The organism is Ruegeria sp. CDSC025 (genome assembly GCF_059610805.1).
Genome location: NZ_JBXWOJ010000010.1, coordinates 1 through 14011, shown reverse-complemented (window position 1 = coordinate 14011; position 14011 = coordinate 1). Strand labels below are relative to the sequence as shown.

The window sequence follows — 14011 nt, the reverse complement described above, 5'->3', positions numbered from 1 at the left end:
GCCTCAGTACAGAAAATACCGCTGCGCCATGGGCAGCTCGGTTGCAGGTTGGCAGGTCAGCAATTCGCCATCAGCCCGCACCTCATAGGTTTCGGGGTGCACCTCGACCTCGGGCATGGCGTCGTTCAGGACAAGATCCGCTTTGCCGATACCGCGCGTGTTCTCCACCGGCAAACTTGTCTTGGCCAATCCAAGCGCATCTCCCAGTCCTTCGGAGTGTGCCGCCTCGGAAACAAAGGTCACGGCATTGGCTTCCAGCGACCGGCCAAAGGCCCCGAACATCGGGCGGGTATAGACCGGCTGCGGTGTCGGGATCGAAGCGTTTGGATCGCCCATCTGCGCACACACAATGCTGCCGCCCATAAGGATCATCTCAGGCTTCACACCGAAAAACGCCGGGTTCCATAGGACCAGATCGGCGCGTTTGCCTTCTTCGATCGAACCGATGTGCTTTGACAGCCCGTGCGCAATGGCCGGGTTGATCGTGTATTTCGCGATATAGCGACGGACGCGGAAATTGTCGTTGTCGCCGACCTCCTCGGCCAAGGCGCCCCGCTGTTTCTTCATCTTGTCAGCGGTTTGCCAGGTGCGAATGATCACTTCGCCCACACGCCCCATGGCCTGGCTGTCTGAAGCGATGATCGAGAACGCCCCCATGTCGTGCAGGATGTCTTCGGCGGCGATGGTCTCGCGCCGGATGCGGCTTTCGGCGAAAGCCACATCCTCTGGGATGGATTTGTCCAGGTGATGGCAGACCATCAGCATGTCCAGATGTTCGTCCACTGTATTGACCGTAAAAGGTCGGGTCGGGTTGGTCGACGACGGCAGAACATGAGCCTCGCCACAGATCTTGATGATGTCAGGGGCATGGCCGCCCCCTGCGCCTTCGGTGTGGAAGGCGTGGATGGTGCGGCCCTTTATGGCGGCGATGGTGTTTTCGACAAAGCCGGATTCGTTCAGCGTGTCGGTGTGGATCATCACCTGAACGTCCATGGCGTCCGCCACAGATAGGCAACAGTCGATAGCGCCGGGCGTCGTGCCCCAATCCTCATGCAGCTTCAACGCGCAGGCACCGCCCTTGACCTGTTCCTCTAAAGCGGCGGGGAGCGACGCATTCCCCTTTCCCGCAAAGGCGAGGTTCATCGGAAACGCATCCGCCGCCTGCAGCATCCGCCCAATGTGCCACGGTCCCGGTGTGCAGGTCGTGGCCAGCGTGCCATGGGCCGGGCCAGTGCCGCCGCCCAGCATTGTGGTTAGACCAGAATACAGAGCATCCTCGATCTGTTGCGGGCAGATGAAATGAATGTGGCTGTCGAACCCACCGGCCGTCAGGATCTTGCCTTCGCCAGCGATGGCTTCAGTGCCAGGGCCGACGATGATGTCGACGCCGGGTTGTGTGTCTGGGTTGCCCGCCTTGCCGATCTTGTGGATCTTGCCGTCTTTCAAACCGACGTCCGCTTTGTAGATGCCGGTTGCGTCCACGATCAGCGCGTTGGTGATGACGGTATCCACCGCACCCTCGGCGCGCGTGGTCTGCGCCTGACCCATCCCGTCGCGGATCACCTTGCCGCCGCCGAATTTGACTTCTTCGCCGTAGGGGCCTGTCAGGTCCTTTTCCACTTCAATGATCAGGTCAGTATCGGCCAGCCGCAGCTTGTCGCCGGTGGTGGGGCCGAACATGGCGGCGTAGTCAGAGCGGGGGATTTGGGTGGGCATCAGAGATCTCCCATCACAAGCTGGTTGAACCCGAAGACACGCCGTGCGCCGCCAATCAGGATCAGTTGCACCTCGCGCCGTTGACCGGGTTCAAACCGCACGGCTGTCCCGGCTGCGATATCCAGACGCATGCCGCGTGCGGCGTCGCGGTCGAAATCGAGCGCCGCGTTGGCCTCGCCGAAATGGTAGTGTGAGCCGACCTGTACCGGTCGGTCGCCCGTATTGGCGACCATTAGCGTGATCGGCTCCGCCCCTGCGTTCAGAGTGACCTCACCCTCCGCCGGAAAGAGTTCGCCGGGGATCATTGGCGTCTCCGAACCCGGACTGCCTTGCGCTTGGCCATGAAGGCCGCCGCGCCAATCAACAGCAATGCGACGGGTACGGCCCAATCTGCTGAATGCCCATGCGGCAGGCTGGCAGGATGGGCCAAGGCGGGGGAAGCCAGAAACAAAGCGGGAATAGCGTAACGCATGAGAGACTCCTATCGGATGGGATTGTGGACGGTGACTAGCTTGGTGCCGTCCGGAAAGGTGGCTTCGACCTGCACTTCGTGGATCATCTCGGGAATGCCGGCCATGCAGTCGTCGCGGGTGATGACCTCGGCGCCTACCTCCATCATGTCGGCGACCGAGCTGCCATCGCGAGCGCCTTCGACGACCGTGTCGGTGATCAGCGCGATGGCCTCGGGGTGGTTCAACTTGACGCCACGGGCAAGGCGCTTGCGGGCCACTTCGGCAGCCATGGCGATCAGCAGTTTGTCTTTTTCGCGGGGGCTGAGTTGCATGGGTCAGAGTCTCCAGGATTTCGGCAGGGTGGTTTCGGTCAGGCGTTCCAGCACCGGCACCAGCCATTGGCGCAACAGATAGGAATCGGCGGCAAGAAGTCGGATGGTCAAAAGATCGGGCGCGACAAGGCTTGCGCCGCCGGTCTTTGGCAAAAGTTGCCGGACAATAGGCAAAAGCGCCTCGGCACGCGGGCCGAAGTAAAGGGCGCTGGCAAGGGCGGTCATGCCGCCTGCGATGGCCGGACGGTCAAGACTGGCGCTGATTGATCCGGTCAGGTTAATGCGGTCCCAATAGATCGGGCGACCATCGTGGCGCAGGGTGATCCGGTCGCGAAAACTGCCCGAGATACGGGTTTCGCCCATGGCGCGGCGACCGAAGACGACGGGTTCGACCAGCACGGCCTCGGCTCCGTCGGTGACGTCCACGTCAAGGCGACGGTTGAGACAACCACCGTCAAACATGATCAACTCTTGCGGCAACCAATGCAGTACCGCGCCCATGGCGACAGACAGGCGCGTGCTGACACACGCAGCGCCAGATGTGCTGCGATAGGCACGTTCTGCGGCTTGGGTTGTCAGGATCAGGTGGCTGTCCGGCCCGGCGCTGGCCGAAGCCTCAAACCGGTCGCCGCCTGTTAATCCGCCCGAAGTGTTCAGCACAATGGCTTCGACGGCATCCTTGCGACGCGGAAAAGCCACCTTGCTAGCGCCCGAGGTTCTGAAGCGGTCTATGCCCGTACGTCCGTCACGGCATTTGGTCGACAAGGTCATGGCACCGATGGATCTCGGGGCGGTGTTCGCCTCTCGTGATGCCAGATGTGGTTGACCCATGCGTTTGTCGCCCCCGGTACTCGACCCGCATGGTTCACCATGCAGATTGGGGGGTGATCCACCGCTGCGCGCCGGGAAAAAGACCAATCCCGGAGTTCTGCCTATTTGCTGTGCGAAAGTGACCCCGCTCGCCCAGAAGTTCAGCAATGATGAGATGCCGACACGGAAATGCCTGAATGACGTGTCGAACGGGTGACAGGGACTTCGTCTGTTAAGTGTGCGTTAGCCATAAGGCGGCAGAAAGCTTGATTGCTGACTCTTAGGTCGTTCATGATCGGATCATGAGCAGTTTGAAAACCTTTCTGGTCCTGCTTCTTATCCTGCCGAAGCAAAGTCCGGCGGCAGATGATCCCCTGATGTCTTCATTCGCGGCATGTGCAGGACGGTTCTCGGCCGAGTTGGAACATGCCTGGCTTATGAATGATGACCGCACGGATCAGATCGCGCATCGCCGGGCGCAGTTCATCGACCTTCTGAACACGACGGTGCCCGACGATCAACGACGTCATGCCCTTCACCTGCGTATCGACGCCAAGATGGCGCATGCGAAATTGCTGTCCGCCGCCAGATTCTCACACGATGCGGATCGCTCCAAATGGGCGGTGCGGCGTGCCCGGGCCGAGATCGTCTATTGCACAGGATTCTTGCTTGAAAGCTGAAGCGCCCAAAGATTTGGCGTTTCTTTCGCACAATAAAATGGCGAACCCGCGAAAGTCTGCGCAATTTTTGACGGATTGACGCCAGGGGCCGTTTTCCAACCCCCGCTGATCTCGCAGTCGCAGCAATTTCCATGGAACGACTTCTTCCGGGATCACACAAATCCCGTTGAACGTGCGATGGTGCTGGCCTTGCAATTCCAAAACACCACCGCACTCCGCAATTAGATTGCGTGGGGGGCATATGGGGGATCACACCCTTGAAAGCAACGCTTCCCCGCGCAGTGCCTGAAGGAAAACTGCGATGAAAAAGACACTTCTTAGTTCTGCTGCCGTCCTGGCCGCTTCGATGCTGCCGGCCATGGCGCAAGACTGCCCGATCAAGGTGGGAGTGCTGCACTCCCTGTCCGGAACCATGGCGATTTCAGAAACAACACTAAAAGACACGATGGAAATGCTGATCGAACAGCAAAACGCCAAAGGCGGCGTTCTGGGCTGCGAGTTGGAGGCCGTCGTGGTCGACCCGGCGTCGGACTGGCCGCTCTTTGCCGAAAAAGCGCGCGAGCTGATTTCGGTACACGAGGTTGACGTGATTTTCGGCAACTGGACATCCGTGTCGCGGAAATCGGTTCTACCTGTGATCGAAGAGTTGAACGGACTTCTGTTCTATCCGGTTCAATATGAAGGCGAGGAATCCTCAAAAAACGTCTTCTACACCGGTGCCGCCCCCAACCAGCAGGCAATCCCGGCGACGGATTACTTTCTGGAAGAACTTGGCGTTGAGAAATTCGCGCTTCTGGGCACCGACTATGTTTACCCCCGGACGACGAACAACATCCTGGAAAGCTATCTTCAGCAGAAGGGCATCGCCGAGGACGACATCTTCGTCAACTACACGCCCTTTGGTCATTCTGACTGGTCCAAGATCGTCTCGGACGTCGTGGCTCTTGGTGCGGATGGCAAGAAAGTCGGCGTGATTTCAACGATCAACGGCGACGCAAACGTGGGCTTCTACAAGGAACTCGCGGCTGCTGGCATCAGCGCCGACGACATTCCCGTCGTGGCCTTCTCGGTCGGCGAGGAAGAATTGTCGGGTCTCGACACCTCCAACCTTGTTGGTCACCTCGCAGCCTGGAATTACTTCCAGTCAGCAGACACCGATGCCAACGCCGAATGGGTCGAAGCCTGGAAAGCCCGCATGGGCGACGAGCGTGTGACGAATGACCCGATGGAGGCGCATTACATCGGCTTCAACATGTGGGTGAATGCGGCGACCGAAGCAGGTACCACCGATGTCGATGCCGTGCGCTCCGCCTTGTACGGGCAGGAATTCCCGAACCTGACTGGTGGCACCGCTGTCATGCTGCCGAACCACCACTTGGCCAAGCCGGTTCTGATCGGCGAGATCACCGAGGATGGTCAGTTCGACATCATCAGCCAGACGGAGGAAGTGCCGGGCGATGCCTGGACGGATTTCCTGCCGGAATCGGCGGTGCTGAAATCCGATTGGGCGGAACTCGATTGCGGGATGTACAACACCGAAACGTCGTCCTGCGTTCAGATCAAGTCGAACTACTAAGCATGGTGGGTTGAAATCCCACCCTACGGGTGCGGCGCATGTCGCCCCCAGAACGCCTTACGGGGGCTAAACTATCCATGTCGCTTATACGTCGGTTCAACATCGGTTTCATGTCGGTGCTTCTGTGCGCTCTTGCCTTGCCACTTTCGGCGCAGAACGCCGAGGCACCGATCCAGCAACTTTTGCAAGAACATGGCGAAATCATCGCCAAATCCTCGCGCAAGACCATCGGTCCTGCCATCGACGCGCTTGCCGCCAGTGGTCTGGCCGAGGCCCAGGTCGTGCTGGAACGCTGGCAAAACAAAGAGATGTGGCGCGACAAGGACACCGGGCTTTTCGTCTATGGCGAAGCCTCGGACAAGGATTTGACGGCGTTCGACTTTGCCGATGGCGCGGAACTTGGCACTTTCGTTGCCCGTGACTTCAAACAGTTGAAACCCAACAGCGGCATTCGCGGCATGATCGGCGCGGCCCTGGTGCAATTCCAACTATCTGGGTCCTTTGCCGAAAAGATGCAGGCCCTGAATGCGATCGAGCGTGACTCGGAGGCGTCCCATCTTGTGGCCCTGACCAAAGTTCTGCCCGACGAAACGGACCAGTCTGTGCAAAGTCGCATGGAACGCCTTCAGGGACTTTTGACAATCCGCTTCGGCGCGACCGACGAGGAGAGGATTGCTGCCATCCAGCAGTTTGACGGCGATCTTGGTGTCGATGTCCGGGCCGTATTGAACCCGCTTTTGGCCGTGAAGGTCGAGGCTTCGGCACAAGCACCCGAGGGCGATGACATCGCCCGCATCCTGACCGTCGGCAGCGACGACCTGCCGCGCGAGTCCGCCTATGACCTTCTGGTTGCCGCCGATCTGGCGAAGCCCCGGATCAACCGGTACGACAAGCGGAACGCGCTTTTGGCCAACATCTCGGAGGGATCGGTCGCGGGGGTTCAGGTGGCGACGCTGAACAGCGAAGACGCACGCGACCTTGCTTATGAAGCTTTGGCCGAACAGGGCGTGGTAAACCCTGTGGCCACCGAAGCCGAGGTGGATGAAACCCTGGCAGGCTTCACGTTCTACGAACGCTACAGCGGCTCGCCTTCAGTGGCCGTTGCCGCGGCGGCGGTGCTGACGGGCATCGAAAACAAGGTGGCATTCAACCAGGCATTTGACCTTGGCCTTGACGCCCTGTCGCTCGCTTCGATCTACTTTCTTGCCGCCATCGGTCTTGCTATCACCTTTGGCGTGATGCGCGTGATCAACATGGCCCATGGCGAGTTCATCATGATGGGCGCCTACACCGGCTACGTCGTCCAGCAGATCATCCCGGATTACACGATTTCCATTATCGTCGCCTTGCCGCTGGCCTTTGCCGTCACCTTCGGCGCAGGGGTCACGATGGAACGGCTAGTGATCCGCCACCTCTACCATCGCCCGCTGGAGACGCTTCTGGCGACTTTCGGGATTTCCATTGCCCTGCAACAGATCGCCAAGAACATCTTCGGCACGCAAGCGCGGCCCCTCACCTCGCCCGGCTGGCTGGACGGATCGCTGGTGTTCAATGACATCGTGTCGATCAGCTATATCCGGATCGCAATTTTCGTTTTGGCGCTTTTGTTCATGGCGCTATTCCTTTTCGTCATGAACCGCACTCGATTGGGGCTGGAAGTGCGGGCGGTGACGCAGAACCCCCGCATGGCGGCCTCGATGGGGATCAACCCTGACAGGATCAACATGCTAACCTTCGGCTTCGGCTCGGGTATTGCCGGGATTGCGGGTGTGGCGATTGGGCTTTACGCCAAAGTGACCAGCGAGATGGGCGCGGACTATATCGTGCAAAGCTTCATGACCGTGGTCGTGGGCGGCGTTGGCAACATCTGGGGCACGCTTCTGGGCGCGACCATGGTTGGCTCGCTGCAAAAAGGGATCGAATGGCTGAACCCCTCGAACACACTGGCCGCACAGACCTATATGATCCTCTTCATCATCCTCTTCATCCAATTCCGGCCGCGGGGGATCATCGCGCTTAAAGGCCGGGCGGCGGAGGCATGAGCATGGCGGAACTGACAGCAGGCCCTGTGCGTCGCACACCTTTCGTGGTGCGTTATCCGTCGGTGCTTATCTTTCTGGCCTGTCTGGGGCTGTTCACCCTGGGCGTGACGATCCTGTCCGAAGGGTTCGGTATCGGCGTCATCTCGACCAGTTTCGTCAAGACCCTGGGCAAGACCCTGTGCCTCTGCCTCGTCGCGCTGGCGATGGATCTGGTCTGGGGCTATTGCGGTATCCTGTCCCTTGGGCATATGGCCTTCTTCGGAATGGGCGGTTACGCGATAGGCATGTGGCTGATGTACGAGCGGACGCGTCTGATCGTCGTCGAGAGCCTCGCCGCCGGAGGGCTGCCGCCAACGCCCGAAGAGGTCTCCAGCGGGATCGCTGGCCAGATCTTCGGTGTCGTCGGAGCCTCGGAATTTCCGCCGATCTGGGCCTTTGCCCATTCACTGCCGCTGCAACTGGCCGCCGTCGTACTGGCGCCGGGGCTTCTGGCGCTGGTCTTTGGCTGGCTGGCCTTCCGCAGCCGGGTGACAGGTGTGTACTTGTCGATCCTGACTCAAGCGATGACGCTGGCGCTGTCACTGTACCTGTTCCAAAACGACAGCGGATTGCGCGGCAACAACGGTCTGTCAGGCCTGCAGAACCTGCCGGGGTTGGAGAGCACTAGTCAGGCCATCGTTTCGGTCTGGTTCCTTTGGGCCTCGGCCCTGGCCCTGGGACTTGGATACGTGCTGGCGACTTGGATGGTATCGGGCAAGTTCGGCTCGGTCCTCAGGGGCATTCGGGACGACGAAGCGCGGGTGCGCTTCCTTGGCTATCCAGTCGAGGCGTTCAAGCTGTTTGTCTTCACCGTATCGGCCGTGCTCGCTGGCATTGCAGGCGCAATCTACTACCCACAGGCGGGCATCATCAACCCGGCGGAACTGGCGCCGATTGCCTCGATCTATCTGGCGGTCTGGGTGGCCATCGGCGGGCGTGGGCGATTGTACGGAGCCGTGATCGGCGCGGCTTTCGTCTCGCTCTTGTCGACCTGGTTTACCGGCGGGCAAGCCCCTGACCTGAACATCGCCGGGTATCGCATTCAATGGGTCGATTGGTGGACCGTCCTGTTGGGGCTGTCCTTCGTGGCGGTTACGCTTTTCGCACCGAAAGGCATTGGAGGGCTGTTCGACACCTTGGCAGCGCGTCGCAACCCCAATCGGCATGGGCGCGACCTGGGGCCGGGCCACGGTTCTTTGAGAGAAAAGGAGGCAGATGCATGAGCGCGCTTCTTGAAGTCTCGGGCGTGTCGGTCAGCTTTGACGGGTTCAAGGCGCTGAACAACCTGTCGTTCAGCATTGACAGGGCCGAATTGCGGGCGGTCATCGGCCCGAACGGCGCGGGCAAGACCACCTTCATGGATGTGGTGACCGGCAAAACCCGGCCTGACGAGGGCCATGTGCTTTGGGGCGAACCGCCCGTGTCCTTGCTGGGCAAATCGGAAAGCAAGATCGCCATGGAAGGGGTCGGGCGCAAGTTCCAGCGACCCACGGTGTTTGAGGATCAGACAGTTCAAGACAACCTGATGATGGCGCTGAAAAAGTCGCGGTCGCCGTTGGCCGTGCTGCTGTTCAAACCCGAAACATCGGACTTTGCCCGGGTCGAAGAACTGGCGGACGTCATTGGGCTGGACGCGGTTCTGTCACGGAAATCTGGCGAGCTGTCCCACGGGCAAAAGCAATGGTTGGAGATCGGGATGCTCTTGGCACAGGAACCGAAGCTGTTGCTGGTGGACGAACCTGCGGCAGGCATGACGACCGCAGAACGTCAGAAGACCACGCAAATTTTGCGGGACGCGGCGAAGACCCGCGCTGTCGTCGTAGTGGAACACGACATGGATTTCGTACGGCGTTTGGATTGCAAAGTGAGCGTGCTGCACGAAGGCTCGGTTCTGGCCGAAGGCTCGATCGATCACGTCACCAAGAACCAGCAAGTCATCGAGGTGTACCTTGGCCGATAGTTTCCTCAGCATCCGCGATCTGACGCTGCACTATGGCGGCAGCCAAATTCTGAACGGCGTGGATTTCGACGCGGCCCAGGGCGAGGTCACCTGCTTGATGGGCACTAATGGCGTAGGCAAGACGTCGCTGTTAAAGGCGCTGGCGGGCACCCATCCCCGGTCGGGGGGCGACTATGATCTGGACGGCCAAAGCATCGGAAAGCTGAAGGCCTTTGACCTTGCGCGGAAGGGCGTTGCCTATGTGCCCCAGGGGCGCGAGATCTTTCCGTTTTTGACGGTGCAGGAAAACCTTGAGACGGGATTTGCCTGCCTGCCAAGTGGCGAACGCAAGGTGAAGGACGAGATTTTTGATCTGTTCCCCATTCTGAAGAAGTTCCTGCAACGGCGGGGCGGTGACCTTTCAGGCGGCCAGCAACAGCAACTGGCGATCGCGCGCGCGCTGGTGTCGAACCCGAAAGTGCTTCTTCTGGATGAACCGACCGAAGGTATCCAGCCGAACGTCATCCAGCAGATCGGCGGCACCATCCGCATTCTGAAGGAACGCGGGAACATCGCGATCGTCCTAGTCGAACAGTATCTGTCCTTCGCCTATGATCTTGGGGATGCCTTCGTCGTGATGGAGCGCGGTGCCGTCAAACTGAGCGCGCGAAAGCCGGAACTATCACTCGAAAAGCTGACCGCAAGCACGTCTTTGTAGTACGCAATGGCAGGGTGATCTGTATACTAATCTTCCCTTCATAACCGGTTTCGCCGCTTCAAGGCCGTAAGTCTGTTCCAAACCGGCGAACGGCAAGTGCCATTCGCCGACGCGGGTCAGATTTCAATCTGCTTCGCAATAGTGAGAGCATCTTCCAACTCAACGCCAAGGTAACGCAATGTACTGTCAATCTTAGTGTGACCCAGCAAAAGCTGCACTGCACGGAGATTCTCTGTCTTACGGTAAATCTCCGCTGCTTTGGTTCGGCGGAGTGAATGGGTTCCGTAACCGCTCGGTTCCAATCCAATCGCTGTCACCCAATCCCGGACAAGCCGACCAAACTGACGCGTTGAGATATGGGGTCGCTCGAGGAAACGGCTCGGAAACATGAAGCTACAGCCCATCATCTCTGGCGACTTGACCCAAGCATGAACCGTATCCCGTGTGTTTTCCGTCAGTTCGAATTGTACTGGTTTCTTGGTTTTGCTCTGGACCACTGAAACCCGTTCTCAAGCACGGATCGCCCAGACTTGCTTGGGAAACAAGGGGCGTTTCTGGCCGATGATCCGCCCCTTGTTCCATGCTCTGCGCTTTGGGGTGACTGCGGGAAGTTGAACTCTAGGCATAATGTGCCCTCCAATCCGCCCTCCGCACCCAATCATCGGCACCACGCCAACGAGACAATTGTACAATCGAATCGGATGCCTGCTGTCCGAAGCCCACTCTACTTGAGTTCTCGGTGCATGCATTGAACCGCTTTGAGTTCGTTGGCGGACATAGGTTGTGATGCACCCCAGAACAGAATCAAGGCGCGTCAGCCCCACCGTGGAAGCACCGGTCCGGTGGGCCGACGCTTGCACGGATTTTCACGGATCACTGCTTTAGTCTACATCCTGTGAATCCGGGCGCACATTCTTGCTATGCAATATTTGAATGGCCGAATTCAGCGCTGCGCCGTGATACAAGAATTTGTGCGTGCCCAGAATTTTCCGTGTTGCGAGCGCACGCAGCGAAAAAATCCAAGGTACAGGTTGGGCTCACTGCCGCCATTCTCCGCGGTGGTCATCGATTGGTGGTAAGAGCCCTTACCTGCCGTCGACCGAGCTTCGGACTTTTGCATGTGCGGCACGTAGCGAACCGCACATTCCGGACGTTCAGACCCGAGCGGCAAATGGTAGGTGAGCGGACTAAGCCGCCACTCGCCGCACCGTCCACTAAGAAGCGCTCCGCGAACTTTGCGGACCCTGGAACAGCCTTTGACACAACAATTTGGAACGCCGCAGTTAACCGCGTGCACACCAGCATTGATTTCGAAAAGGTCCCAATGCCATCATCTTCTAAAAGTAGGAGGGGATTAGATTGTGGAAACCAATCATATTTGCTTTTTTGATTGTCTTGACTGGTGCCGCAGCGGCTATGTCGCACGATGTGCGGGATCCAGCGACTTTGCAAAAACCGCTTATTCAGGACTTGCTAACCGAGTCGCTCAAAAGCACTGAGGGCTTGGAGGTTGTCGTGAGCCATGTTGCCCTACCACCAAACCTCACTTTACCAATGCATTGGCATCCCGGTGAAGAATTTGCCTACATTCTGCAGGGCAGCGTCACCCTCATCCTAGACGGCGAAGGCGAACAAGAAGCTTTTTCAGGTGACGTAGGCGTCGTTCCGTTGAAGAAAGTGCACACCGCTCGCTCAGGGGACGAAGGGGCAACCATTTTGGTGTTCCGTGTCCATGAGGAGGGCCAGCCAGGCAGAGTTTTGGTCAGCGACTGATTTTCAAGACAAAGGCGAAACATCCTTTACCGAATGCATGGTTGTCGGAACCGGGGGGGTGCCGTTTGCCTTCACACTTGCAACCCTGCTTTTTTCCACCCGCTGCGCCAGCGATCAGCGCAGGTTGGAATAGAGAATAATGGTAAACGTGTTGTCTCGGTTATCGAAGCCGCATTCGGAGCGATTTCGTTCAATTTGACAGCCGCTGTTTTTGCCGCATCTATGTCATCGAGCTCAGCAAGCGAGGCAATCAGCATCAGGTGGCTCATCAGGAAGGTTGCACGCACAGACAAGGCTTCGCGACAGGCCTGCGCGGCTTCCTCATAACGTCCCAAGTGAAACAAGGCGGCACCCTGCCCCATGAAAGCGGCGTGCCGCAATGGATCACCCGGGCTGAGTTCGACAGACCGGACTGCATGTTCCAGCGCCTTGTCAGGGCGATTCAGCAAATAAAGATTTGCAGCGGCGAGCATGTGGACCGTCGCCGCGTTGGGATTTTCCGACAATGCTTCCTTAAAGGCTGTCCGCGCGCGGGACAGGTCTTGTGCCAGCATAGAGATCGAATGTGCGGCATAAGCCTTTGCAATGCCGTCCGCGCGATCGCTCCGCAGCACCTGCTCTGCGGCCGCGACAGCTGACTTGGGTCCCTGATCTACAGGTTCCAAACCTTGCACAAGACGTTGGATATGAAGCCATGCTAGCAAGCCCGCTGCGGAGGCGTATTCCGGATCTCGATCCAAAGCCAGTTTTGTCAGTCGTATTGCCTCTATGTTGTCTTGGTCAGTCAGCAAGTGGAAATGTGATAATGCTCGGAGGTAGAGCTCGTATGCCTGTAAGTCCTTGGTGGGTTTTGCACGCGCACGATTTGTTTCAGCGTGCCGCACCGATGGTTCAATAGCTGTAACTACGTCTTCGGTGACTTGATCTTGAAGATCAAAGATGTCGTCGAGCACACCGTCAAAGCGGTCCGCCCACAAATGGCTCCCATTTTCGGTATCTATGAGCTGTCCCGTGATGCGGACGCGCTGCCCGGAACGCCGAACGGAGCCTTCCAGTACATACCGAACCCCTAAGTCGCGGCCCATGTCGCGGATGTCCGTGCTTTTCCCCTTATAAGCAAAAGAAGAGTTTCGTGCGACGACCATCAACCAACGAAACCGAGATAGCTCAGTTATGATGTCTTCCGTTATGCCATCGGCAAAGAACTCCTGCTCCGGATCACCCGACATATTGTCGAATGGGAGCACTGCGATTCCCGGCCTCACATCCGCTTTGATCGCGAGATTGGCTTTCGTACCCTTTGGCCAACACCAGATTCCAACATGCCGCGTGATGTTTTTCAGTTCGGTTTGCTCTCCGCCGTCGAATAATCCCGCATCGTTACGGTCAAGGCTGTTATGTGACGTATCTGAAAAGAGCACTTGTCCCGGCTTCGCGAGAGCCTCCAGACGCGCCGCAACATTGATGCCGTCGCCGAAAATGTCATCGCCATCGGTTACCACTTCCCCTGTGTGAACCCCGATGCGCAGTTTGATGTGGTCAGGTCTGTGGGCGGACTGAACTGCAATCGCGCAAGCTGCTGCTTCAGATGGTGATTGAAACTCGACGATCCAGCCGTCGCCCATGCTTTTGATCAGTGAACCATTGGTATCTTCCACGATCGGGAGAAACGTGTCCTCGCGGAAGGTCTTTAATGCAGCGACTGTGCCAGTACGGTCCTGATCCATCAGCGCGGAATAGCCCACAATGTCGGCGGCCAATACCGTCGTGAGACGTCTTCCCATTCACCCCTCCTCTTTGCAATGAAGTTAGCTCGGTGGGTTGCTTCTGTCAGCCCATTCGTCAGATTTTGAAAAGCCGTAGGCTCCAGACTCATTGATTTACAGCCAGAATAGGACTGTAGCAGCGAGAGCGATGGCCGAGAGGAATACCTT

The 14011-nt window shown here is 58.3% G+C and carries 13 protein-coding genes and 1 pseudogene; 7 read left to right on the top strand and 7 right to left on the bottom strand.

What is annotated here, in order from left to right; genetic code table 11:
- Window positions 1–3: 3 nt before the first annotated feature.
- The 5 genes from ureC to AC2FH8_RS14385 are packed head-to-tail and all read right to left on the bottom strand — an operon-like array spanning window position 4 to window position 3331.
- A complete protein-coding gene (ureC, locus tag AC2FH8_RS14405; RefSeq protein ID WP_281995609.1) occupies window positions 4–1716 on the bottom strand; it encodes an urease subunit alpha in 1713 nt (570 codons plus the stop codon).
- Window positions 1716–2021, bottom strand: a complete 306-nt coding sequence (locus AC2FH8_RS14400) for an urease subunit beta (RefSeq protein ID WP_496690076.1) — start codon at window positions 2019–2021, stop codon at window positions 1716–1718. The genes ureC and AC2FH8_RS14400 overlap by 1 nt, the downstream gene beginning before the upstream one ends.
- Window positions 2018–2188, bottom strand: a complete 171-nt coding sequence (locus AC2FH8_RS14395; protein WP_271952425.1) for a hypothetical protein — start codon at window positions 2186–2188, stop codon at window positions 2018–2020. Before AC2FH8_RS14395 ends, AC2FH8_RS14400 begins: the two co-directional genes overlap by 4 nt.
- Before the next feature lie 9 nt (window positions 2189–2197).
- Complete coding sequence (locus tag AC2FH8_RS14390) at window positions 2198–2500, bottom strand: urease subunit gamma (protein ID WP_271952423.1); 303 nt, start codon at window positions 2498–2500, stop codon at window positions 2198–2200.
- 3 nt (window positions 2501–2503) lie between these two features.
- Entirely contained in the window at window positions 2504–3331 is an 828-nt protein-coding gene (locus AC2FH8_RS14385) for an urease accessory protein UreD (protein ID WP_496690075.1), read from the bottom strand.
- 281 nt (window positions 3332–3612) lie between these two features.
- Here AC2FH8_RS14385 and AC2FH8_RS14380 point away from each other — a divergent pair, with 281 nt between their 5' ends.
- From AC2FH8_RS14380 to urtE, 6 genes are all read left to right on the top strand, one after another.
- Entirely contained in the window at window positions 3613–3990 is a 378-nt protein-coding gene (locus AC2FH8_RS14380; protein ID WP_142639066.1) for a hypothetical protein, read from the top strand.
- 301 nt (window positions 3991–4291) lie between these two features.
- Window positions 4292–5566 (top strand): urea ABC transporter substrate-binding protein, encoded by a 1275-nt coding sequence (gene urtA / locus AC2FH8_RS14375; RefSeq protein ID WP_496690074.1) that lies wholly within the window; start codon window positions 4292–4294, stop codon window positions 5564–5566.
- A gap of 77 nt (window positions 5567–5643) precedes the next feature.
- Complete coding sequence (gene urtB, locus AC2FH8_RS14370; RefSeq protein ID WP_496690073.1) at window positions 5644–7608, top strand: urea ABC transporter permease subunit UrtB; 1965 nt, start codon at window positions 5644–5646, stop codon at window positions 7606–7608.
- 2 nt (window positions 7609–7610) lie between these two features.
- Window positions 7611–8870, top strand: a complete 1260-nt coding sequence (urtC, locus tag AC2FH8_RS14365; RefSeq protein ID WP_496690072.1) for an urea ABC transporter permease subunit UrtC — start codon at window positions 7611–7613, stop codon at window positions 8868–8870.
- Window positions 8867–9607: an urea ABC transporter ATP-binding protein UrtD gene (gene urtD / locus AC2FH8_RS14360; protein WP_496690071.1), complete on the top strand. Its 741-nt coding sequence runs from the start codon at window positions 8867–8869 to the stop codon at window positions 9605–9607. Before urtC ends, urtD begins: the two co-directional genes overlap by 4 nt.
- The gene (gene urtE / locus AC2FH8_RS14355) at window positions 9597–10304 is read left to right on the top strand and encodes an urea ABC transporter ATP-binding subunit UrtE (protein ID WP_142639074.1); all 708 of its coding nucleotides are present in this window, start codon (window positions 9597–9599) and stop codon (window positions 10302–10304) included. The genes urtD and urtE overlap by 11 nt, the downstream gene beginning before the upstream one ends.
- A gap of 116 nt (window positions 10305–10420) precedes the next feature.
- Here the strand turns inward: urtE and AC2FH8_RS14350 are convergent.
- A pseudogene (locus AC2FH8_RS14350) lies at window positions 10421–10930 on the bottom strand (tyrosine-type recombinase/integrase).
- Between the two features lie 733 nt (window positions 10931–11663).
- On the opposite strand from AC2FH8_RS14350, the gene AC2FH8_RS14345 reads away from it, so the two are divergent.
- Window positions 11664–12077: a cupin domain-containing protein gene (locus AC2FH8_RS14345; RefSeq protein ID WP_496690070.1), complete on the top strand. Its 414-nt coding sequence runs from the start codon at window positions 11664–11666 to the stop codon at window positions 12075–12077.
- 71 nt (window positions 12078–12148) lie between these two features.
- Here the strand turns inward: AC2FH8_RS14345 and AC2FH8_RS14340 are convergent, their stop codons facing one another.
- A complete protein-coding gene (locus AC2FH8_RS14340; RefSeq protein WP_496690069.1) occupies window positions 12149–13837 on the bottom strand; it encodes an adenylate/guanylate cyclase domain-containing protein in 1689 nt (562 codons plus the stop codon).
- Between the last annotated feature and the right edge of the window lie 174 nt (window positions 13838–14011).

Excerpts from the sequence above, each read along its gene's own strand:
- urtC (WP_496690072.1), top strand. The coding sequence starts at position 7,611 with ATGGCGGAACTGACAGCAGGCCCTGTGCGTCGCACACCTTTCGTGGTG.
- AC2FH8_RS14395 (WP_271952425.1), bottom strand. The coding sequence starts at position 2,188 with ATGCGTTACGCTATTCCCGCTTTGTTTCTGGCTTCCCCCGCCTTGGCC.
- AC2FH8_RS14385 (WP_496690075.1), bottom strand. The coding sequence starts at position 3,331 with ATGGGTCAACCACATCTGGCATCACGAGAGGCGAACACCGCCCCGAGA.
- AC2FH8_RS14380 (WP_142639066.1), top strand. The coding sequence starts at position 3,613 with ATGAGCAGTTTGAAAACCTTTCTGGTCCTGCTTCTTATCCTGCCGAAG.
- AC2FH8_RS14390 (WP_271952423.1), bottom strand. The coding sequence starts at position 2,500 with ATGCAACTCAGCCCCCGCGAAAAAGACAAACTGCTGATCGCCATGGCT.
- urtA (WP_496690074.1), top strand. The coding sequence starts at position 4,292 with ATGAAAAAGACACTTCTTAGTTCTGCTGCCGTCCTGGCCGCTTCGATG.
- urtB (WP_496690073.1), top strand. The coding sequence starts at position 5,644 with ATGTCGCTTATACGTCGGTTCAACATCGGTTTCATGTCGGTGCTTCTG.
- urtD (WP_496690071.1), top strand. The coding sequence starts at position 8,867 with ATGAGCGCGCTTCTTGAAGTCTCGGGCGTGTCGGTCAGCTTTGACGGG.
- ureC (WP_281995609.1), bottom strand. The coding sequence starts at position 1,716 with ATGCCCACCCAAATCCCCCGCTCTGACTACGCCGCCATGTTCGGCCCC.
- AC2FH8_RS14400 (WP_496690076.1), bottom strand. The coding sequence starts at position 2,021 with ATGATCCCCGGCGAACTCTTTCCGGCGGAGGGTGAGGTCACTCTGAAC.